General features: G+C 64.5%; 20 protein-coding genes. 15 read left to right on the plus strand and 5 right to left on the minus strand.

Translation table 11 applies throughout. From position 1 onward, the window contains the following. The first annotated feature begins 127 nt into the window (after positions 1–127). From AC4NN3_RS09225 to AC4NN3_RS09245, 5 genes are all read left to right on the plus strand, one after another. The gene (locus tag AC4NN3_RS09225; RefSeq protein ID WP_491926800.1) at positions 128–631 is read left to right on the plus strand and encodes a flagellar basal body-associated FliL family protein; all 504 of its coding nucleotides are present in this window, start codon (positions 128–130) and stop codon (positions 629–631) included. Next, positions 631–1,806, plus strand: a complete 1,176-nt coding sequence (fliM, locus tag AC4NN3_RS09230) for a flagellar motor switch protein FliM (RefSeq protein WP_491926801.1) — start codon at positions 631–633, stop codon at positions 1,804–1,806. The genes AC4NN3_RS09225 and fliM overlap by 1 nt, the downstream gene beginning before the upstream one ends. Next, a complete protein-coding gene (locus tag AC4NN3_RS09235; RefSeq protein WP_491926802.1) occupies positions 1,806–2,240 on the plus strand; it encodes a DUF6468 domain-containing protein in 435 nt (144 codons plus the stop codon). The genes fliM and AC4NN3_RS09235 overlap by 1 nt, the downstream gene beginning before the upstream one ends. Continuing rightward, a complete protein-coding gene (locus tag AC4NN3_RS09240; protein WP_491926803.1) occupies positions 2,237–3,346 on the plus strand; it encodes a MotE family protein in 1,110 nt (369 codons plus the stop codon). The genes AC4NN3_RS09235 and AC4NN3_RS09240 overlap by 4 nt, the downstream gene beginning before the upstream one ends. A gap of 166 nt (positions 3,347–3,512) precedes the next feature. Then, positions 3,513–6,833, plus strand: coding sequence for a tetratricopeptide repeat protein (locus tag AC4NN3_RS09245; protein WP_491926804.1), 3,321 nt, complete (start codon positions 3,513–3,515; stop codon positions 6,831–6,833). A gap of 8 nt (positions 6,834–6,841) precedes the next feature. Here AC4NN3_RS09245 and fliP read toward each other — a convergent pair whose 3' ends face one another. Both fliP and AC4NN3_RS09255 read right to left on the minus strand, forming a co-directional pair. Next, a complete protein-coding gene (fliP, locus tag AC4NN3_RS09250; protein WP_491926921.1) occupies positions 6,842–7,558 on the minus strand; it encodes a flagellar type III secretion system pore protein FliP in 717 nt (238 codons plus the stop codon). 43 nt (positions 7,559–7,601) lie between these two features. Beyond that, positions 7,602–8,279 carry a hypothetical protein gene (locus tag AC4NN3_RS09255; protein WP_491926805.1) on the minus strand — a complete coding sequence of 226 codons (678 nt, stop codon included), beginning with the start codon at positions 8,277–8,279 and terminating at the stop codon, positions 7,602–7,604. 174 nt (positions 8,280–8,453) lie between these two features. On the opposite strand from AC4NN3_RS09255, the gene flgB reads away from it, so the two are divergent. The 6 genes from flgB to flhB all read left to right on the plus strand — a co-directional run bounded on the left by flgB (position 8,454) and on the right by flhB (position 11,900). After that, positions 8,454–8,858 carry a flagellar basal body rod protein FlgB gene (gene flgB / locus AC4NN3_RS09260; protein WP_491926806.1) on the plus strand — a complete coding sequence of 135 codons (405 nt, stop codon included), beginning with the start codon at positions 8,454–8,456 and terminating at the stop codon, positions 8,856–8,858. 22 nt (positions 8,859–8,880) lie between these two features. Beyond that, positions 8,881–9,291: a flagellar basal body rod protein FlgC gene (gene flgC / locus AC4NN3_RS09265; protein ID WP_491926807.1), complete on the plus strand. Its 411-nt coding sequence runs from the start codon at positions 8,881–8,883 to the stop codon at positions 9,289–9,291. Positions 9,292–9,308: 17 nt separating this feature from the next. Further along, on the plus strand, positions 9,309–9,644 hold the full coding sequence (gene fliE, locus AC4NN3_RS09270; protein ID WP_491926808.1) for a flagellar hook-basal body complex protein FliE: 336 nt from the start codon (positions 9,309–9,311) through the stop codon (positions 9,642–9,644). 133 nt (positions 9,645–9,777) lie between these two features. Continuing rightward, on the plus strand, positions 9,778–10,044 hold the full coding sequence (fliQ, locus tag AC4NN3_RS09275; RefSeq protein ID WP_193335344.1) for a flagellar biosynthesis protein FliQ: 267 nt from the start codon (positions 9,778–9,780) through the stop codon (positions 10,042–10,044). A gap of 2 nt (positions 10,045–10,046) precedes the next feature. Further along, positions 10,047–10,814, plus strand: a complete 768-nt coding sequence (gene fliR / locus AC4NN3_RS09280) for a flagellar biosynthetic protein FliR (RefSeq protein ID WP_491926809.1) — start codon at positions 10,047–10,049, stop codon at positions 10,812–10,814. Positions 10,815–10,817: 3 nt separating this feature from the next. Continuing rightward, positions 10,818–11,900 (plus strand): flagellar biosynthesis protein FlhB, encoded by a 1,083-nt coding sequence (gene flhB, locus AC4NN3_RS09285; protein ID WP_491926810.1) that lies wholly within the window; start codon positions 10,818–10,820, stop codon positions 11,898–11,900. 24 nt (positions 11,901–11,924) lie between these two features. Here flhB and AC4NN3_RS09290 read toward each other — a convergent pair whose 3' ends face one another. Further along, a complete protein-coding gene (locus AC4NN3_RS09290; protein ID WP_491926811.1) occupies positions 11,925–12,350 on the minus strand; it encodes a PACE efflux transporter in 426 nt (141 codons plus the stop codon). Between the two features lie 317 nt (positions 12,351–12,667). Between AC4NN3_RS09290 and cckA the strand changes: the two genes are divergently transcribed. After that, entirely contained in the window at positions 12,668–15,241 is a 2,574-nt protein-coding gene (cckA, locus tag AC4NN3_RS09295) for a cell cycle histidine kinase CckA (RefSeq protein WP_491926812.1), read from the plus strand. After that, positions 15,238–15,633: a DUF2237 family protein gene (locus AC4NN3_RS09300; RefSeq protein ID WP_491926813.1), complete on the plus strand. Its 396-nt coding sequence runs from the start codon at positions 15,238–15,240 to the stop codon at positions 15,631–15,633. The genes cckA and AC4NN3_RS09300 overlap by 4 nt, the downstream gene beginning before the upstream one ends. A 10-nt stretch (positions 15,634–15,643) precedes the next feature. Here the strand turns inward: AC4NN3_RS09300 and AC4NN3_RS09305 are convergent, their stop codons facing one another. Both AC4NN3_RS09305 and araD1 read right to left on the minus strand, forming a co-directional pair. Next, on the minus strand, positions 15,644–16,657 hold the full coding sequence (locus AC4NN3_RS09305) for an aldo/keto reductase (RefSeq protein ID WP_491926814.1): 1,014 nt from the start codon (positions 16,655–16,657) through the stop codon (positions 15,644–15,646). Positions 16,658–16,725: 68 nt separating this feature from the next. After that, positions 16,726–17,721 (minus strand): AraD1 family protein, encoded by a 996-nt coding sequence (gene araD1 / locus AC4NN3_RS09310; protein ID WP_491926815.1) that lies wholly within the window; start codon positions 17,719–17,721, stop codon positions 16,726–16,728. 278 nt (positions 17,722–17,999) lie between these two features. Between araD1 and recA the strand changes: the two genes are divergently transcribed. Together recA and alaS are read left to right on the plus strand one after the other, a co-directional pair. Further along, entirely contained in the window at positions 18,000–19,073 is a 1,074-nt protein-coding gene (gene recA, locus AC4NN3_RS09315; RefSeq protein WP_491926816.1) for a recombinase RecA, read from the plus strand. A gap of 245 nt (positions 19,074–19,318) precedes the next feature. After that, positions 19,319–21,958, plus strand: a complete 2,640-nt coding sequence (gene alaS / locus AC4NN3_RS09320; RefSeq protein ID WP_491926817.1) for an alanine--tRNA ligase — start codon at positions 19,319–19,321, stop codon at positions 21,956–21,958. Positions 21,959–21,991: the final 33 nt, after the last annotated feature.

A 21,991-nucleotide genomic window follows, 5' to 3' on the forward strand; every position in this document is an offset into this window, starting at 1 on the left:
GTCGGCAAAACTTACCCGGCAATATCTGCCGCACAGGGGTAATTTGTAACCATTCGTTAACCATGGGGCGCTTAGCTGGTCGAACAACCGGAATCGCCCGGAAAACCTTGAGTTTGGCAGGTGCCCAATGGCCGCTGAAGCGGAAATCGACGACGGCGCAGAGCCCAAAAAGGGGATCCCCAAGCTCTTCATCATCATTGGTGCCGTTGCCGTTGTGGTCCTGCTGGGCGGTGCGGCGGCGTTCTTCTTCCTGTCTTCGGGCACGGCAGAGGCCGAGCATGGCGCCGAAACCACCGACGCGCATGGCGGCGTCATCGAGGCGGCGCATACCTTCATCTTCAACCTGCCGCCAATGATCATCAACCTCAACAACGAGGCCGATGGCGAGGCGTTCATGAAGCTGACCGTGGCGCTCGAAGTGGCCAATGAAGCCATGATGCTGGAAATCCAGCCGCGCATGGCCAAGGTCATCGACGCGTTCCAGGTCTATCTGCGCGAGCTGCGCAAATCCGACCTCGATGGCTCGGCCGGGGTGTACCGGCTCAAGGAAGAGCTGCTGCGCCGGGTCAACGTTGCCATCTATCCGTCGCGGGTCGAGTCCGTGCTGTTCAAGGAAATCCTGGTGCAGTAATGGCGGAACCCACAGAACAGGACAAACTCAGCGACGATTGGGGGCTGGATGACACGATCATCCCGCTCGACGTCAGCGCCGAGCAGTCGGACGAGGAAAAGGCGGCCGAAGCCACCGCTGAATGGGCAGCCATGCTCGAGGGCGACAATGGGGACGGCGAGGGCGGTCCCGACCGCGTGCTCAACCAGGACGAAATCGACAGCCTGCTCGGCTTTGACTCCAGCATTGGCAGCAATATCGAGCTGACGGGCGTACAGGCGCTGATCAATTCGGCGCTGGTGAGCTATGAACGCCTGCCGATGCTCGAAATCGTCTTTGACCGGCTGGTGCGGCTGGCGACGACGAGCCTGCGCAACTTCACCTCCGACAATGTGGAAGTGACGCTCGACTCCATTTCGTCGGTGCGGTTCGGCGATTATCTCAACTCGATCCCGCTGCCGGCTATCCTGTCGGTCATCCGGGCCGAGGAATGGGAGAATTACGGTCTGCTCACCGTCGATTCCAGCCTGATCTATTCGATGATCGACGTGTTGCTGGGCGGCCGCCGCATTGGCGGCAATATCCGCATCGAGGGCCGGCCTTATACGACCATCGAGCTGGCGCTGGCGCGGCGGATGATCGAGGTGATCCTGGACGACACGCATCGCGCCTTCGAGCCGGTGACCAATGTCAATTTCAAGCTCGAGCGCATGGAAACCAATCCGCGCTTTGCCGCGATCTCGCGGCCGGGCAATGCGGCCATCCTGATCGAGCTGCGCATCGAGATGGACGACCGTGGCGGCAAGATCGAAATCCTGCTGCCCTATGCCACCATCGAACCCATCCGCGAACAGCTGCTGCAGATGTTCATGGGTGAAAAATTCGGCCGCGATGCGACCTGGGAAGGCCATCTGGCCACCGAGATCTATTCGGCGGACGTGACGGTCGACGCCATCCTGCACGAGCAGGATGTGCCGCTGTCCAAGATGATGGCGATCCAGCCCGGCGACACCTTGATGTTCGAGCGTTCGCCCAATGATCCGGTCCGGCTGCGCTGCGGCGGGGTCGAGCTGACCGAGGCCATTATGGGCCATATCGGCAATCTGGTCTCGGTGCGGGTTACCCGCCCGCTCAATCCGCCCAAGGTGACCATGGAAGCCTTTGAAGCAATAGACGAAAAATCGGAAGGACGATGATGTTCGGCTTGCCCCTTGGACTGTTCGTGGAAAGTGCAGTGGCCGTTCTGCTGGCGCTGACAATCGGTTACTGCATGGTGCTCAATCACCGGCTGAAAATGCTGCATGCCGACAAGGACGTGCTGCGACAGATGGTGGCCGACCTGGTGGGGGCCACCAACCTGGCCAACCAAGCAATCAAGGAACTCAAGCAGACGGCGGTCGAGGCCGATCTGTCGCTGAACTCACGGCTGGAAGAGGCAGAACGGTTCGGCATCGAGCTGGCCAATCATGTCAATGCCGGCACCGTGCTGATGGAACGCATCGCCCGGATCACCAGCGTGGCACGACACAGCCAGGCCATCGAGCCGGTTGAGCAGCCGGTGCCCAACAAGGTGCAGTCGGCGCTCGAACAGCTGCAGTCCCGGGTTCGTACGCGGGGAGCGGCGGCGTGACGACCATCCGCCTGCTGCCGGTTGTCGTGCTCGCCATTGGCGCCCTGCTGGTCTTCAAGACCGTGGGGCTGGTGACCAATGGCGGCTATGTGCTGACCGGCGTGGGGCAGGTACAGGCCGCCGGCGCGGCGGCGCCCTCCGGTGGCGGCGACGGCGAAGCGACGCTGTCGCTGCCGCAAGAGCCCACCATGGAAGACAGCAGCCCGACGCTGGCCGACCCGGCGCCAACCATGAAGCCGCAGAGTGCGGCTGCCGACCATGGCGCCGCGGCGCCTGCTGCCGGTGATCACGCCGCGCCGGAAGCGGCGGCGGGCGAGCAGGCTGCTGCAGGCGACCACGCGGTGCCGGCCGAGGGCGCCGTCGATCCTGCCGCCCCGGCAGAGGGCGCGGCCGTTCCGGTGGCCAGCGGCACCTATTGCCTGGACTCGGACGCCGCCATCGATGCCGATGGCAATGTCCAGCTCAACCCGGCCAAGGCCGTCGAGGGCGAAGCGCATGGCGCGACAGAAGCGGAAGTTGCGCCGCGCAGCGGCGACCCGATGCCGGCCTTTGCCGCCTCCATGGCCGATTGCCTGCCGACCGGCGACGCCGTGCCACTGCTGATCGACGGCCAGGGCGGATCGATGCCGCTGCTGTCCACCGATGCGGCGACCGATACCGAGCAATTGCTGCTGCAGCGCCTTTCGGCGCGGCGCGACGAGCTGAAGAAGTACGAGGACGATCTGACCCTGCGGTCATCCATCGTCGACGCAGCCGAGAAGCGCATCGAAGAACGTGCCGCCACGCTGACAGCGCTCGAAGCGCAGATCTCCAGTCTGGTGGATCAGCGCGAGGCGATGGAGAGCGGCCAGTTTGCCGGCATCGTGGCCATGTACGAGACGATGAAGCCCAAGGATGCCGCTGCCATCTTCAACAATCTGGATATGGAGGTCCTGCTGCGGGTGGCCAAGACCATGAGTCCGCGCAAGATGGCGCCCATCCTGGCCGTGATGGACACGGCCCGGGCGCAGGAACTGACGGTCAAGATGGCGGCCCTGGCTGATCGCCCGGTATCGGAGATGGCGCCCGAGGATCTGGCTGCCCTGCCGCAGATCGTGGGTCAGTAAGGCTTTGCCCTCAGGAGTAAGGCGCCGTTAAGCCCGGCCGGCTAGGGTGCGCAGCACGATTATCGTGTCATCCTGCGCGTCTTGCCGGCCCAGAACAGGGTTCGGGACACGCGCCTTGCGTCGGGGCGGGCAGAAGCCGGTGAAGAGCGCTATCCATGCAGGTCTGGTGCGGGTCCGAAAGGTCCTGGCGCTTCTGGCCGCGCTGACGGTGCTGGGGCTTGCCGGGCCGGTCTCAGGCGCCGAGCAGGGGCAACTGCTGGGAACCGAGGAAGACGGCTATGGCAGGCTGATTCTGAGCTTTCCGGGACGGGATGCCCTGCCCACCTATACGATGCGCATCGAGAACGGTGTGCTGTCGCTGGAGTTCGGCGAGCCGATCGCGGTCATCCTGCCCGATCTGGGCACCGTCATGCCGGACTACCTGTCAGTGGCCCGGGTCGATCCGGATGGCCGCGGCCTGCGCATCGGCCTGCGATCGGCGTTCAGCTTCAACCGCATCGAGGCCGGCGAGAAACTCTATATCGACCTGCTGCCGCTGGACTGGCAGGGACAGCCGCCCGCGCTGCCACAGGAGGTGATTGCCGAGCTGGCAGAGCGTGCCCGGCTGGCGGCGATCAAGGCCGAGCAGCAACGCAAGGCCGCGGGGGTGATCGAGCTCAACCCGCAGGCGAGCGTGCGCATCGGGCGCAATCCCACGTTCCTGCGCGTCCAGTTCGACTGGAACGTGCCCACCACCGGCGCCTTCGTCCAGGATGGCGACATGGGCATGATCGGCTTCGAATGGCCGGTCGGCATTGATCTGCGCGACCTGGCCATTGACCTGCCGCCCGAGCTGCTGGTGGTGGAAAGTGCGGTGAACCCGGATGGCGCCACCGTGACGCTGCAGCTGGCCGAGGGGGTCAAGCCGCGGTTCTACGAGAACTCGCCCCGGCAATATGTCCTGGATATCGATATTGCCGGCGATGGTCCGCCCAGCTTCGATGCGGCCACGCTGGCCGACGGGGTTGCCAAGAAAAGCGCCCAAGCCGAGGGAGAGGCTGCCTCCACCGATCCGCTGGTAGGCATGCTGTTTCCCGAATCGGCCGGCAAGACCGTCACGCCCTTTGTCAGCGTGCTGGGATCCACCGTGCGGGTGGTGTTCCCGTTCGAGCAGGACACGCCAGCGGCGGTGTTCCGGCGCGGCAATACCGTATGGATGCTGTTCGACACCGTGTCGGGCATTGCCCCGCCAACGCAATCGGATGAACTCGATGCCCTGGCCAGCGAATTTGCCGTGGTGGCCTCGGGTGACACGCAGGTGGTGCGGGTCGAGCTGTCGGAGGAACGGCTGGCGACCCTGGGATCTGAAGGCATGGCCTGGGTGCTGTCGCTGGGCGACATCATGCTGACGCCGACCGAACCGATCGAACTCAGCCGCCGGCGCGATGTCGAAGGCAATTTCGAAATGGTGGCGCAGATGGACCGGCCGGCCCGGGTGCATGATTTCCGCGACCCCAATGTGGGAGACGTGCTCAAGGTCGTCACCTCCTATCCACCGGCGCGCGGCCTGTCGCGGTCGCTCGACTATGTGGATTTTTCGGCCCTGCGCAGCGTGCATGGGTTGGTGGTGAAACCCGAGAGCGAGGATCTGGCCGTCAGCATCGAGAACGATCTGGCCGTGCTCAGCGTGCAGGGCGGGCTGACGGTATCGACCATTGACGGGCCGCGCTCGGTGGGCAATGGCATTACCGAGGCGATGCGCGGCGGCTTTGTCGATCTGGCGCGGCTGGAGCAAGCCGATTTCGGCCTCTATGCCGAGCAGCAGCGCGAGATTCAGTCCAAGGCGGCCAATGCCGAGGGGGAGGCGCGTGATCCTGCCCGGCTGGAGCTGGCGCAATATTACATTGCCAACCAGTTCCCCCAGGAGGCCATCGGCGTGCTCGACGTGCTCGAGCAGGACCTCAAATCGACGGACCTGACGAGCAAGATGCGGCTGTCGCGGGCCATTGCCGATACCATGGCCAGCCGCCCGCTGGACGCGCTCAAGATTCTCAATACCGCCTCGATGGGCAAGGAAGTGGATGCGCTGGTGTGGCGGACCATCGCGCGCACCGAGAGCTATGATTACAAGGGTGCCAAGAGCGATGCCCTTGAGGGGCTGTCCGTCGTGGATAACTATCCCATCTGGGCGCGCAACAGGTTCTATTTCTCCGCCATCCGCTCGGCCATCGAGGCCGACGATCCCAATATGGCCGAACGCGTCCTGGGGCTGATCGACTTCCCGAGCCTGGATGCCGAGGACACCAGCCTGTTCCACCTGCTGTCCGGGCGGATCGACGAGGCCAATGGGCGGGTGGCCGAGGCGATCGACACCTATGGCCAGGTCATTGCTGCCGATATCAGGCCCACGCGCGCCGAGGCCATCTACCGGACGCTGCATCTGCTCGATGAGGCCGGCAAGCTCAATCTGGCCAAGGCGACCGAGACGCTGTCGGCGGAATCGCTGCTGTGGCGCGGCAACCCGCTCGAGGCCGACATGCAGAAGCTGCTGGCGGAGCTGTATTTCCGCAATGGCGACTATCGACTGGGCTTTGAAACCGTCAAGCAGGCGGTGGCCAACTACCCCGAGAGCCCGCCGATCAATGCCCTGCGCGACGAGGCCCAGAGCATGTTCGGGGAGCTGTTCCTCAACGGCGTGGCCGATTCATTGGGCCCGGTGGATGCCCTGGGGCTGTATTACGATTTCCGCCAGCTGACGCCGCCGGGGGCGCGCGGCGACGAGATGATCCGCAACCTGGCGCGTCGCCTGGTGCGGGTGGATCTGCTGTCGCAGGCCGCCGAACTGCTGGAATACCAGCTGGACAACCGCCTGCGAGGCATCGCCAAGACGCAGATCGCGGCCGACCTGGCGGTGATCTACCTGGCGGACCGCAAGCCGCAGGATGCGATCCGGGTGCTCAATGCGACCCGCATGGAAGGCATGCCGGAATCGCTGGCGCGGCAGCGCCGCGTCCTGGAGGCACGGGCGATGATCGATGGCGGACGCGACCAGCTCGGCCTCGACCTGATCCGCGACCTGGATGGACTGGACGTCACGCTGATGCGCATCGATGCGCACTGGAAGGCGAAGCGCTACAGCCAGGCGGCCGAGATGATCGAGGCGCTCTATGCGGGACCGAAGACCGATGCCGCGCTGAGCCAGCCGGCGCGGATGGGGGTGATCCGGGCGGCAGTGGGCTATGTGCTGGCCAATGACCGGATGGGCCTGGCGCGCCTGCGCTCCAAATTCGGCGAAGCCATGGTGACATCGCCGGAATGGTCGATGTTCGACCTGGTAACCGGCAATGTCGAGGTGACGAGCCTGGAGTTCAAGACGGTTGCGGCCCAGGTATCGGGCGTGGAGGGGATCAATGCCTTCCTGGCGTCCTACCGCGATACCTACGGGCCCGATGGCGCACTGGCGCCCATGGTGGCGTCGGACGCCAAGACGGATCCCGGGCGCGTCTGAGCGCTCGCTCAGGTGCTGACGAAACTGCGCACCAGCGAGCCGGCCACCAGGTACCAGCCGTCGACCAGCACGAAGAAGATCAGCTTGAACGGCAGCGAGATCACCACTGGCGGCAGCATCATCATGCCCATGCTCATCAGCACCGAGGCCACCACCATGTCGATGACCACGAAGGGCAGGAACAGCAGGAAGCCGATTTCAAAGGCGCGGCGGAGCTCGGAGATCATGAAGGCCGGGATCAGCAGCTGCAGCGGGATGGCTTCGGGCTCGTCGGGTGGCTCGGCCTCCGACAGGGCGAAGAACAGCGACAGATCCTGCTCGCGCACATTGGCCCGCATGAATTCATGCAGCGGCGCGCTGCCCTGCTCGAAGGCCTGGGTGATCTCGATATCGCCGGCCAGCAGCGGGGCAATACCCTGGTCATAGGTGGCCTGCAGGGTGGGCTGCATGACGAACAGCGTCAGGAACAGGGCGAGCGACACCATGACCGAATTGGGCGGCGCCGTCTGCAGGCCGATGGCGGTGCGCAGCAACGACAGCACGACGACGATACGGGTGAAGCTGGTCACCATCACCAGGATGGAGGGCGCCAGCGACAGCAGGGTGATCAGCCCGATGATCTGGACGGCACGTTCAGTGATGGTGGTGTCGTCGCCAAAATCGATCGACAGATCTTGGCCGAAGGCCAGGCTCGGGGTCAGGGCCAGGACCAGCAGCGCGGCCAGGCCGACATAGCGGGCGAGCGGGCGCGGTCGCGGCGGGGCGATGTCAGTTCCGCTGGGTCTCGCTGCTGCCGTCGCCAAGGTCCGTGCCCTCGATCTCTGCCTGTCCAACGTCCTCTTTAGCTGAGTCGAAGCCCGGCTGAGCGCCGGGGGCGGCGAATTCAGGGGAAACCGGCAAATCCGTGTCATTGACCGGGCGCAGCAGCCCCGTATGGCGCAGCGAGAGATGGGCCCGCTTCCCGATGGGGCGGCCCTGTTTCTGCAGTTCCGCCAGCACGGTGCCGGGGGCGCCGGCCGGTTCGAGGGCAACGGGGACGGGCGTCGGAACCACGGGCGCCGGTGTCGGGCCAGGCGCAACGGCCGCAGTTGCCGGTGCGGCGGGCGCCGGCTTGCGCGGTGGCACCATGGGGACGGGGCGGCGCGTGGTCGGCGTGGTGGTCTTGGGATCCACGGCGATGCCGGTTTCGATCACCAGGTCCTGCGCGCCGCCGGTGAGAATGAGATGGTCGACATTGTCGCGGCGGATGATCAGCAATTGCCGCTTGGGATCAAGGGCGAGGCTTTCCACCACGGCCAGGCGCCGGTTGCGGCCCCTGGTGGCCCGGCCGGTGGCGCCCTGCAGCAGTTTGAGCAGCCAGAGCACCAGAACTATGCCGACGATGACCACGGCAAGGGCAAAGATAGCGTTGAAGATGCCACCAAAGGGGGTGGTGATGATGTCCATGTCTTCTCCAAATATCTCTCGCCGCGATTCCGGGCGGCATATCTTGCCTAGTTAGGCGGGGAAATGTGCAGATTGCGAGGCTTGTGCCACGCAAAACCGCTTCGGTTAACACTTGATTAACCATAGGGCGGCAAGAATTGCCCATCGGACGAGCAGACTCGCGGGGAACGGCCAATGGGCCTGATGAACATGCCGGTCTTTACGGCGCTGACGGACAAGATGCGCTGGCACCAGACCCGTCAAGGCTTACTGGCAGAAAATGTCGCCAATGCGGAGACGCCCGGATTTCGCGGGCGCGATCTCAAGCAGTTCAACTTTGCCGAGACCGCCGGGGCGTTTTCGTCGGCCTCGGTGACGACGACGGCTACCCAGCCGATGCATTTTGCGGTGGGCGGGCAGGGCGACAGCGCCTTTGGCGCGCAGCAGATGGCCAATTTCGAGATCACGCCGGAAGGCAATGGTGTCTCCCTCGAGGACGAGATGATGAAGGTCACCACCAATATGATGGATTACCAGGCGGCCACCGGCCTCTACCAGAAATCGATCAAGATCCTGCGCACCGCCATGGGCAGGTCGTAGGCTCCCAGGAAAGTCAGCGAATATGGACTTCAACTCGTCACTTCGGATTGCTGCCACGGGCCTGCATGCGCAGACCGCACGCATGCGCGTCATCGCCGAAAACCTGGCCAATGCGGACTCCGCCGGCAAGGCACCGGGTGACGACCCCTATCGCCGCCGCATCCCGACCTTCGAAACCAGCTTCGATGCCGAGGTCGGTGGCAAGATCGTGGAAGTGGGCAAGCTGGCCTATGATATGAGCGCTTTCTCCAGCCGCTACGAGCCGGGCCACCCGGCCGCCGATGCCGCCGGCTATGTGCAATATCCCAATGTCAACACGCTGATCGAGACGATGGACATGCGCGAGGCCCAGCGCACCTACGAGGCCAATCTCAACGTCGTCACCGTGACGCGGCAGATGCTCGGGCGCACGCTCGACATCCTGCGCGGCTAATCGCCCAGGAAACCAGCATGGCCATCACCACCCCGTTCAACGCCGCCGCCGCCGCCTATGGCAATGCCAGCCGGCTGATCCAGCAGGCGGCCAAGCCGGCTACCGACCTGACCGCCCTGGCACCCACAGCGGGCGGACAGAACTTTGCCGACATGCTGGCCAGCCAGGTGCAGGGCGTGGTCGATACCGGCCGCACCAGCGACGCCATGGCCATGGACATGGTCAATGGCAAGGCCAATGTGGTCGACATGGTGACAGCGCTGAGCGAAAGCGAAATGGCCATCGAGAGCATGGTCACCGTCCGGGACCGGGTGATCTCGGCCTATGAAGAAATCATGCGGATGCCGATCTAGCCATCCTCCGGGGCGGGCTCTCGGCAATTCCGAGCCGCACTGAGCCGCGCGCTGCACGCCGCGTTCCACCATCGCCGAAGCGCCGCGTTAGGACTATCTTAACCCTGCGCGATTCGTGCGCAGCGAGACCATCATGACCGGCGCCGAAGTCCTCGACATTTCCAGTGACGGTATCTGGGTGCTGATCATCGTGTCGGCGCCGATGATGATCGTCGGGCTGGTGGTCGGCGTGATCATCGCCCTGTTCCAGGCGCTGACGCAGATCCAGGAACAGACGCTGGTCTTTGTGCCCAAGATCATCGCCATCTTCCTGACCATGCTGCTGACGCTGCCCTTTCTGGGGGCCACCATGAGCGGCTACATGAATCGCGTGATCGACATGATCATCGTGGGCGGCTGAGCGTGACGATCGGGCTCGACTGGCTGCCCAATACCGCCTTTGTCTACATGCTGCTGTTCATGCGCATCGGGGCGATCCTGATGCTGATGCCGGCGCTGGGCGAGGACATGATCCCGATGCGCATGCGGCTGAGCTTTGCGCTGGCCTTCACGCTGGTGGTCTATCCGCTGCTGGCGCCCGACATGCCGGCCATGCCCGACGCCCTGATGGGGATCACGGCGCTGATCTTTCATGAACTGGCCATCGGCATCATGCTGGGGGCGATCGCGCGGATTACCGTCATGGCGACCAGCCTGGCCGGCGCCGTCATCGCCTTCCAGACCGGGCTGTCGAGCGCCATGGCCGCCGACCCCACCCAGACCGGGGTGCAGGGGGCGGTGTTCGGCAGTTTTCTGAGCTTTCTGGGCATGGTGCTGATCTTTGCCACCGACCTGCACCACATGGCGCTGGCCGCGACCTTTGACAGTTATATGGCGTTTCCGCTCGATGCGCCGATCATGTTCGAGGATGCGGCGCAACTGGCGCTGCGCACGGTGGCCAGTGCCTTTACCATCGGTATCCAGATGTCGGCGCCGTTCATCGTCTTCGGGCTGGTGTTCAACCTGGGCGCGGGCATCCTGGCGCGGCTGATGCCGGCCATGCAGGTGTTCTTCGTGCTGATGCCGGCCAATATCATGGTCGGGCTGGTGCTGTTCGCGCTGCTGCTGACCATGATGATGGGCTGGTACCTGACCGGGTTCGAGAACCATCTCGCAATGTGGCGGGGCTAGATCATGTCAGACGAAGCCCCCGAACAGTCCTCCAAAACCGAAGACCCCTCGCAGAAAAAGCTTGAGGATGCCCATGCCAAGGGCGACGTTGCCAAGAGCCAGGAGGTGGTCACCTGGTTCATGCTGCTCGGATCGGCCGCGATCTTTTCCATGATGGCGCCCGGGGCGGCCAGGGAACTGATGGGCTCGCTCGAGCTGGTGATGATGAATGCCGACCGCATTTCCCTCGAGGGGGCAGGCTTTGGCGCCTTCCTCAACAACCTGGCGCTGGCGCTGCTGTTCCCGGTGATGATCCCGCTGGTGGTGCTGTCATGCTGCGCCATCGCCGCCAATCTGATGCAGCACCGGTTCCTGTTCTCGGGGGAATCGCTGAAGCCGAAACTCTCCAAGATTTCGCCGCTGGCTGGCGCCAAGCGGCTGTTTTCCAGCGAGTCGCTGGTCAATTTCGTCAAGGGGCTGCTCAAGATCGGCGTGGTGGGCACGGTTGTGGTGGCCACCGTGTGGCCCGAGCGCGACCGGCTCGAGACCATGGTGACCTCCGATCCGCTGATCATCCTGGCCGACTTTGCCGAGATCGGCACCAAGATCTTCCTGTCGACGCTGATGATCGTCACGCTGATCGCCTTTGCCGACTACCTCTATGTCCGCCAGAAATGGTGGAAGAAGCAGATGATGACGCTGCAGGAGACCAAGGACGAGTACAAGCAGATGGAGGGCGACCCGCATGTGAAGGGTCGGCTACGCCAGCTGCGGCAGGAAAAATCACGCCAGCGCATGATGCAGGCCGTGCCCGACGCCACCGTGGTCATCACCAACCCGACCCACTTTGCCGTGGCGCTGAAATACGACAAGAAGATGGGCGCGCCGCAATGCGTGGCCAAGGGCGCCGATGCTGTGGCGTTCCGCATTCGCGAAATGGCCAAGCAGCACGACGTGCCGATCGTGGAAAACCCGCCGCTGGCGCGGGCGCTCTATGCCAGCATGGAGATCGACGACACCATTCCCAACGAGCACTTCAAGGCAGTGGCCGAGGTGATCGGCTTCGTCATGCGCCTCAAGCAGGGGGCGGGCTGGAAGTCGCGCTAAGGCGATCTCCAGCCGGCGATCCGGTCAGGTCGCGGTCGGGGCGGGGATGGGAAAGACCCGGTCATAGGCCAGGTTGAAGACGAAGGCGTAGACCATGTAGAACAGGGCGAAGGCGATATCCATCAGCAGCGCCTGCCACAGGCTGATGCCCAGATACCAGGCGATCAGCGGCATCAGCGCGACGAGCAGGCCCAGCTCGAAGACCACGGCGTGCAGCACACGCAGCAGCAGCGTCTTTTCCGTGCTGCCGCGCCAGCGCTGCATCAGGTGGTCGAAGCCGTAGTTGTAGATGTAGTTCCATGCCATGGCCACGGTGGCGCTGAGAGCGCCTATGATGCCGATATCGTGCAGCGGCATGGCAAAGGCCAGGGCGCCCAGGGGCGTGACCAAAGCAAGGCCAAGGATTTCAAACCAGATGGCGTGGCGAACGCGGTCGCGAGTGGTGCGCATGAGAAGTGTCCCGAAACGATCGGGACGTCCCGAATGCAATTGCCAGAAGGGGGGCGAGGTCGTCCTCGCGGCTCCAGATATCGTAGCTGGGGCGGAAAAGGCAAGGTCTGCGCCCGCGGCGACCGGCGGCCAGCGGGCAGAAACGCTGCCCAGTATCGCCCGGAACGCTGGCGCGGCAGCCGTTTGCCCCATAAACTGGGAGCGCGAGCGCACAGTGTTGAAAACGCCGTGCGCCCTCCCGCAGGGGGAGGGCATTTGCTAGACCTTGTACAGCGCCTGATTCGGCCCGACTGACTGGCTACGGAGCAGATTGAACCATGGCATTGACGCCCCTCGGCGAGGACTCCTATCCCGATCCGCTCATTGCCGATGGCCGCAATGGCGCCGGCCTGTGGCGGGTGGTGCTGCTGGGCGTGGTGCTGGTGGGCATTGCCGTGGGCTTTGCGCTGTTCGGCGACCAGGTATCGCCCGACCTGATCATGACCTTTGTCGGCGTGCTGGCCGTGGTGGGCGTGTTCTGCCTGTTCGCGCTGGCCGCCGGGCTGTTCCGCTTTGCCAATGGCGAAGAGCGGCGCACGATTTCCAATGCGGTGGTCGACAGCCTGCCGTTCGGCGCCGTGGTGGCGGATCGCGATGGCAAGATAACCTATGTGAATGCCCATTATGGCAACTTTGCCGGCGCGCTGACCAACGGCCTGCCGGTGGGCGTGCCGCGGCTGTTTGCCGGCCAGTCTGACGCCAGCGAGGCTATCTACCGGCTGTCGCGGGCGGCCAAGGACGGGCGCGCGGCCGTCGAGGACATCCGCATCATCGGCGGGCTGGGCGGATCGCAGGCCCAGGCCAACAAGGCCTTCTGGTATCGCGTGATGGTGCGGCCGCTGCCGGAATCTGACGAGGCAACCAAGCCGCTGGTGATCTGGTCGGTGGAGGACATCACCCGCGACCGCGATAGCAACGAGAGCGCGTTCCGCGACCTGCAGCGGGCGATCGATTACCTTGACCATTCGCCGGCGGGCTTCTTCTCGGCCGATGCGCATGGCCGCATCCAGTACCTGAACTCAACGCTGACCGACTGGCTGGGCTATGACCTGGCCGAGTTCAATTCAGGCCAGCTGGGCATGTCGGACATCGTGCGCGGCGATGGCGCGACGCTGCTGATGCGCGGGCGCGGCGATGGCGAGATCCGCACCGAGATCATCGATATCGACCTGGTGCGCCGCAATGGCACCAGCCTGCCGGTGCGGCTGCTGCATCGGGCGGCGCGGCTGGCTGATGGCGAACTGGGCGAGACGCGCACCCTGGTGCTCGACAAATCCAATGCGCCGGACAATGAGGAAGAGCTGCGCGCGGCCGAGGTGCGGTTCTCGCGCTTTTTCAACGACACGCCCTTTGCCATTGCCACGCTGGACGCCGAGGGGCGGATCATTCGCACCAATGCGCCGTTCGGGCGGATCTTCCACTGGGCGGGCGAGGAAAAGAGCATCGAGATGGAGCCGCTCAGTGCGCTGATCGGCGAAGGCAGTCGCGAGCGCTTTGCCAAGGCCGTCGGCGAGGCGCTGGCGCATCGCAGCGAGATCGAACCAGTGGATGCCCTGCTCAGCGTCGAGGGCGATCATGCGGTGCGGCTTTATCTCTCGGCCTCGGAAATGAGCGCCGGCTCGCCCGAGCAGATCAATGTCTATGCGCTGGACATGACCGACCAGCGCAAGCTGGAAGCCCAATTTGCCCAGAGTCAGAAAATGCAGGCCGTGGGCCAGCTGGCCGGCGGGGTGGCGCATGACTTCAACAACCTGCTCACCGCCATTATCGGCTTTTCCGACCTGCTGCTGCTCAAGCACAAGCCGGGCGATCCCTCATTCAGCGAGCTGATGCAGATCAAGCAGAATGCCAATCGCGCCGCCGGCTTGACCCGGCAGCTGCTGGCGTTTTCGCGCCGGCAGACGCTGCGGCCACAGGTGCTCGAACTGCCGCTGATCGTGGACGACCTGACGGTGCTGCTCAAGCGCATGATCGGCGAGAAGAACACGCTGACCGTGCAGCATGGCCGCAATATCTGGCCGGTGCGGGCAGATGTGGTGCAGCTCGAGCAGGTCATCATCAACCTGGTGGTCAATGCGCGCGATGCCATGGCCAAGGGCGGCTCGATCACCCTGCGCACCGCCAATGTCGATCGCTCCGAAGCGGCGACGCTCAATTTCGAGGGCATGGTGCCGGCCGATTATGTGCTGATCGAAGTGCAGGATACCGGCACCGGCATGACCCCCGAAGTGATCGCCAAGATCTTCGAGCCGTTCTTCACCACCAAGGAACTGGGCAAGGGCACGGGCCTGGGCCTGTCGACGGTCTATGGCATCGTCAAGCAGACCGAGGGCTTCATCTATCCTGTCTCGGTGGTGGGTGTGGGCACGACGTTCAAGATCTTCCTGCCGCGCCATGTCCCCGACGAGAACGAAGTGGCGGCCAAGGTGGCCGCCGCGGCGGCGCCGGTGCGCGACCTGACCGGGCATGAACGGATCCTTCTGGTCGAGGACGAGGAAAGTGTGCGCGCCTTCTCGGCCCAGGCGCTGCGCGCCACCGGCTACGAGGTGTTCGAGGCCGATGGCGGCGAAGAGGCCATGGAAGTGCTGGCCGATATCGACTTCAAGATCGACCTGATGATCTCGGACGTGGTGATGCCGGAAATGGACGGGCCAAGCCTGCTCAAGGAAGTGCGCAAGACCATGCCGCATCTCAAGGTGATCTTCGTGTCCGGCTATGCCGAGGAAAGCGTGCGCCGCGATATCGAGGACGACCAGAGCGTGGAATTCCTGCCCAAGCCCTATTCGCTCGACCAGATCAATTCCAAGGTCAAGCAGGTGCTGCAAAAGCTGGGCAAGGACGAGGTGCATTGACCGAGCAGGGGCGGTTTGCCGGGCCGGCTGAACTCAATGTGCTGGGCGAGGCGCTGCAGCCGTGTTCGCACGATCCGCTGACCGGGTTCTACCGCACCGGCTATTGCGCGGCGGGGCCCGACCATGCGGCGGTGCACCTGGTCTGCATCGAGGCCAGTGACGCCTTTCTGGCCTATTCCAAGGCGGTGGGGAACGATCTGAGCACGCCGATGCCGCAGTTCGGTTTTGCGGGGCTGGTGGCGGGCAACCGCTGGTGCCTGGTGGCCGGGCGCTGGATGCAGGCGCATGTGGCCGGCACGGCGCCGCGCGTCTATCTGCGCGCCACCAACAAGGAAGTGCTGGGCCTGGTGCCACTACAAATCCTCAAGGCCTATGCGCTCGATCTGAACTGAGCGGCAGCACTCAGGCCACGCCGCCGGGAATGGGCGTGCCGGAGGCCAAGAGGCCCTGGGCGGCCAGGCTGGTCCAGAGGTCGTGCGGTATGGTGATGTCCCACCAGTCGAGAATGCCGTCGAGCTCAGCCGGCGAACGCGGCCCGGGCAGGACATTGCACACCACCGGATGGGTGAGCGGGAACTGCAGCGCGGCAGCCGGCAGCGGCACGTTGAAGCTCTGGCACACCGCCTCGATGGCCCTGACGCGGGCCACGACTGCGTCGGGCGCCCTAGCGTAGTTGAATTTGTCGCCGCCCACCAGAATACCCGAATTGAATGGCCCGCCGACCACCACGGACGCGCCGCGCTGGGCGCAGGTGGTCATGAAAGGGGCGAGCGCGGTCTGCTCGAGCAGGGTATAGCGCCCGGCCAGGAGGAAGACATCCCAGTCGCCCAGCGCCAGGGCGTCCATCAACACTTCCCATTCATTGACGCCCAGGCCAATGGCGCCGATCACGCCGGCGTCGCGCAGTTCGCGCAGGGCGCGGTAGCCGCCGCCGGCCAGCTGCGCCCAATAGGCCGCGTTGGCCGTGCCATGGGTGGCGGTGCCGATGTCGTGGACATAGAGGATGTCGACGCGGTTGAGGCCCAGCCGCTGCAGGCTGTCCTCGAACGAGCGCATCACGCCGTCATAGGTATAATCATAGAGCTGGTCGAAGGGCAGGGGGTCGACCCAGTTGCCCTTGTCCTGCATGGCGGGATCGACCGGCTTGAGCAGGCGGCCCACCTTGGTGGAGAGCACGGCCTGGCTGCGGCGGGAACGGAGCACGTCGCCCACCAGGTGCTCGGAGCGCCCGAGGCCATATTGGGGGGCGGTGTCGAGATAGGTCAGGCCGTGATCGAGCGCGTGGCTGACGGTGGCACGGGCCTGATCGGCGGGCACGGCAGAGAAGATGCCGGCTAGACTGGCGCCGCCCAGGCCCAGCGTGGTGATCTCCAGATCGGTCCGGCCGATCCGGCGTCTTTCGAATGTGCGTGCCATTTATTCCCCCCGCTGCAAAGCGAGAGGAAGCTGACATGTTAGTGACGAGGGAGCAAGCGCCTCACGGCCTAATAGACATTGCCGATGATCAGCGGATGCTCGTCCTGCTGGCGCAGCGGGTTGCGCAAAGCGGCGCCGAAGGGGGCGGCCTCGAGCTCGAAAATGTCATTCGGCTGCGTGGCAATGCCATCGGCAAAGCTCAGCGTCGCGGTGCCGAAGCAATGGACATGCACATCGCCGGGATTGCGGAACAGCTCATACTTGAAGTGGTGATATTCGAGATTGGCGATGGTGTGGCTCATATTGTCCTCGCCGGAGACGAAGGGCTTTTCCCACAGCACCTTGCCGTCGCGCCAGATGCGCGAGGTGCCCTCGACATGGCTCGGCAGGTCGCCCAGGCGCAGTTCGGGGCCGAAGGAACAGGCGCGCAGCTTGGAATGAGCTAGGTAGAGATAGTTCATCCGCTCGGTGACGTGATCGGAGAATTCATTGGCCAGGACAAAGCCGAGGCGGCGCGGCTGGCCGTTCTGGTCGATGACATAGATGCCGGCAATCTCGGGCTCTTCGCCGGCGTCCAGGGCAAAGCCGGGGGAGACAATGGGGTGGCCGGGGCGGGCCACGGTATAGCCATTGCCTTTGTAGAACCATTCCGGCTGCACGCCATGGCCGCCATCGGTGGGCTTGCCGTGTTCGAGACCCATCTGGAACATCTTCATCGAATCGGTGAGCTCGCCCGCCGGCTTGCTGCCGCTGGCCTTGTGCATGGCGTCGCGGGTGGCCGCCGAGCCGAGATGGGTGAGGCCGGTGCCGGTGACATAGAGATGAGCCGGATCAGGGTGGTCGATGGGCGAGAGCATGCGGCCCTCCGCCAGGATGGCGGCGCGATCGACGGTGTCGCCCAGGCCGCGGGTGGCGATCAGGGCGCCAAGGCCGCCATGGCTGGAGAGCGCGGCAATGGTCAGCTCATAGACACTGGCGGTGTCATTGACGGTCCGGGCCACCCCGTCCTGCACGGCAGCCACGGCGCGATGGCCATTGAGATCGAAGAACTGGATGAGATTCACGGCGCGGCTCCTGCGCAACAAGGCCCCGAGGGCACGATTGCGGGCATAAAACGCAACATGGCCCCCTGACGCAAGTGCAAAAATCATACTTATGCGGCACGTCCGTGCCGGCTGGCCGATTCTATGGCGGCCCAGGTGAAGAAGTGGCCGATGTTCTCATTTTGTCCATTGACGAGACGGGAACAATATGAGAACAAATAAAGCACATTGTATGCACCCCCAGCTCAGGCATCCGCGCGTTGCGCCGCCCTCCGGAGCGTGGAATAAGGAGAGAATTGATGGCTAACGCGTCGCTTCGTGTTGTTGAAGGTGGATCGATGGATAAGGACAAGGCACTTGCCGCGGCGCTCAGCCAGATCGAGCGCAATTTCGGCAAGGGTTCGATCATGCGCCTGGGCGAGGCAGCGGCGATTGAAGTCGAATCGATCTCGACCGGTTCGCTCGGCCTCGACATTGCGCTGGGCATTGGCGGCCTACCCAAGGGCCGTATCGTCGAGATTTTCGGGCCGGAAAGCTCGGGCAAGACCACTCTGGCCCTGCATGTGATTGCCGAGGCCCAGAAGGCCGGCGGCATCTGCGCCTTTGTCGATGCCGAGCATGCGCTCGACCCGATCTATGCCCGCAAGCTGGGCGTCAATGTCGATGACCTGCTGATCTCGCAGCCCGATGCCGGCGAGCAGGCGCTCGAAATCACCGATACGCTGGTGCGCAGCGGCGCCATCGACGTGCTGGTCATCGATTCGGTGGCGGCGCTGACGCCGCGGGCCGAGCTCGAAGGCGAAATGGGCGATTCACTGCCGGGCCTGCAGGCCCGCCTGATGAGCCAGGCCATGCGCAAGCTGACCGGCTCGATCTCCAAGTCCAAGTGCCTGGTCATTTTCATCAACCAGATCCGCATGAAGATCGGCGTGATGTATGGCTCGCCCGAGACGACGACGGGCGGCAATGCGCTGAAATTCTATGCCTCGGTGCGCCTCGATATCCGCCGCATTGGCGCGCTCAAGGATCGCGAAGAGATCGTCGGCAACCAGACGCGCGTCAAGGTGGTCAAGAACAAGCTGGCCCCTCCCTTCCGTCAGGTCGAGTTCGACATCATGTATGGCGAAGGCATTTCCAAGACCGGCGAACTGCTCGATCTGGGCGTCAAGGCCGGCGTCGTGGAAAAGGCCGGGGCCTGGTTCTCCTGGGACAGCCAGCGGCTGGGCCAGGGCCGCGAAAATGCGCGGCAATATCTCAAGGACAATCCGGCGGCGGCCAATGCCATCGAGCAGAGCGTGCGCGAAAGCTCGGGTCTGCTCGGCGAAGTGCTGCTGGTCGCCGGTGGTGACGACGCGGCGGGCGCCGACGAATAGGTCTGGGTCCAACATCATTCTTCCCATGCAGGGTATTTTGAGGGGCATCGCGCGAGCGATGCCTCTTTTTTGTCTGGGTGGTGTCGGGGTGATCCGGCGTGGCCGGCTGCCGGCACCCCGGGGCGCGAGGGATGGGGTTTACCGCAATGCCGCCGCAATGCTGGACATTCCGGCAGGCCACGCGATAGAAAGCCAGCCGACCTCCGCGGCGCGCCCGTGCCATTCTCCCGAATGAAAGTCCGTCCATGACCAGCGTTAATGACCTGCGTTCGAGTTTTTCCCAGTATTTTGTGCGCAATGGCCATGAGGCCGTGGCGTCAAGCCCGCTGGTGCCGCGCAATGATCCGACGCTGATGTTCACCAATGCGGGCATGGTGCAGTTCAAGAACACCTTTACCGGGGTGGAAAAGCGCCCCTATTCACGCGCTGTCTCGGCGCAGAAATGCGTGCGCGCCGGCGGCAAGCATAATGACCTCGACAATGTGGGCTTCACCGCCCGCCACCACACCTTCTTCGAGATGCTGGGCAATTTCTCGTTCGGCGACTATTTCAAGGAAGAGGCGATCGAACTGGCCTGGAACCTGCTCACCAAGGAGTGGGATCTGCCGGCAGAGAAGCTGATGGTCACCATCTATCAGGATGATGACGAGGCCATGGCGCTGTGGAAGAAGATTGCCGGACTTTCCGAGGATCGCATCGTGCGGCTCGGCGCCAAGTCCAACTTCTGGCAGATGGGCGATACCGGGCCGTGCGGTCCGTGCTCGGAAATCTTCTATGACCATGGCGACAAGGTCTGGGGCGGCCCGCCGGGCTCGGCCGAGGAAGATGGCGATCGCTGGATCGAGATCTGGAACCTGGTGTTCATGCAGTATGAGCAGCAGGCCAATGGTGACCGCTCCAGCCTGCCGCGTCCCTCGATCGATACCGGCATGGGCATCGAGCGTGTCGCGGCGGTGATGCAGGGCGTGCATGACAATTACGATATCGACCTGTTCAAGGCGCTGATCGGCGCCGCCGCTGCGGCCACCGGGGTCGACGTGCAGGGCGAGGGCAATCGCAGCCTGCGCGTCATCGCCGATCACCTGCGCTCGATGAGCTTCCTGATTGCCGAGGGCGTGCTGCCCTCCAATGAAGGCCGTGGCTATGTGCTGCGGCGGATCATGCGCCGCGCCATGCGGCATGCCACGCTGCTCGGTTCGGAAGAGCCGGTGATCTACAAGCTGGTGCCCACCCTGGTGCGCGAGATGGGCCAGGCCTATCCCGAGTTGCGCAGCGGCGAAGCCATGATTGCCGAAACGGTCAAGCTTGAGGAAGGGCGCTTCCTCAAGACGCTGGGCCGGGGCCTGCAGATCCTGGCTGACGAAACCAGGGATATGGGCGAGGGCGCCGTGCTCGACGGCACCGCGGCCTTCAAGCTTTACGACACCTATGGCTTCCCGCTCGATCTGACGCAGGACGCGCTGCGGCTGCGCGGCATCAGCGTCGATCAGCCCGGCTTTGACGCCGCCATGGCGGCGCAGAAGGCCGAGGCGCGCAAGAGCTGGTCGGGCGCCGGCGGCGCGGCCACCGACACGGTCTGGTTCAGCCTGGCCGACAAGCATGGACCGACCGAGTTCCTCGGCTATGAAACCGAAAGTGCCGAAGCCGAGATCAAGGCGCTGATCCGCGACGGCGCGGAAGTCGAGAGCCTTGGTGCCGGCGAGACTGGCTTTGTCGTGGTCAACCAAACGCCGTTTTATGGCGAGAGCGGCGGCCAGGTCGGCGACAGCGGCGTGCTCAAGGGCGAGGGTCTTGCCGCCACCGTCAACGACACGCAGAAATTCCACGGAGTCTTCGCCCACCAGGTTACGGTGAGCGAGGGGACGCTCAAGCTGGGCCAGCCGATCACCCTGGTGGTCGATCACGCGCGCCGCTCGGCGATCCGCTCGAACCATTCGGCGACGCATCTGCTGCATGAGGCGCTGCGCCTGGTGCTGGGCGATCACGTCGCGCAGAAGGGCTCGATGGTCTCGCCCGACCGGCTGCGCTTCGATTTCGTGCATACCAAGCCGGTGACGCCGCAGGAAATGGCGCAGGTCGAAGACATTGCCAATGCCATCGTGCTCCAGAATACCCCGGTCGAAACACGGCTGATGGGCGTCGACGAAGCCAAGGAATCGGGCGCCCGCGCCCTGTTCGGCGAAAAATATGGCGATGAGGTCCGCGTCGTGGCCATGGGCGCGCCAACCGGCAATGGCCTGGGCTGGTCGGTCGAGCTCTGCGGCGGCACGCATGTGCGCCGCACCGGCGATATCGGCTTGGTCTCGATCGTCGCGGAAAGTGCCGTCGGCGCCGGGGTGCGTCGCATCGAGGCGCTGACCGGCACGGCGGCGCGGCATCGCGGCAATACCAATGTGGCCATTGTCGACGCGGCAGCCGGTCTGTTGCGGGCCGGCAGCCATGAAGTGCTCGATCGCATTGCGGCGCTGCAGGAGCAGCTCAAGCGCAGCGAGAAGGCGCTGAGCGACGCCAAGCAGAAGCTGGCCATGGGCGGCGGCAGCGAGCAGGTGGCCGGGCCCGAGATCGTCAATGGCGTCGCCTTTGTCGGCCGCGTCGTCGAGGGCCTGCAGCCCAAGGACCTGCGCGGCCTGGTCGATCAGACCAAGAAGCAGGTCGGCTCGGCGGTGATCGCCATTGTCGGGGTGACCGAGGATGGCAAGGCGGGCCTGGCCGTCGGCGTGACCGAAGACCTGCTGGACAAGGCTTCGGCCGTCGAGCTGGTGCGGGCCGGTTCGGCCGTGCTGGGCGGGCAGGGCGGTGGCGGACGGCCGGACATGGCCCAGGCCGGCGGTCCCGATGGCAGCAAGGCCGACGAAGCCCTGGCCGCGATCCGTGCGCTGCTCTAGCAGATATCGATAAAATCCATGCAAAGGCTCCCG

Source organism: Devosia sp. MDV22-iso42 (assembly GCF_058629155.1).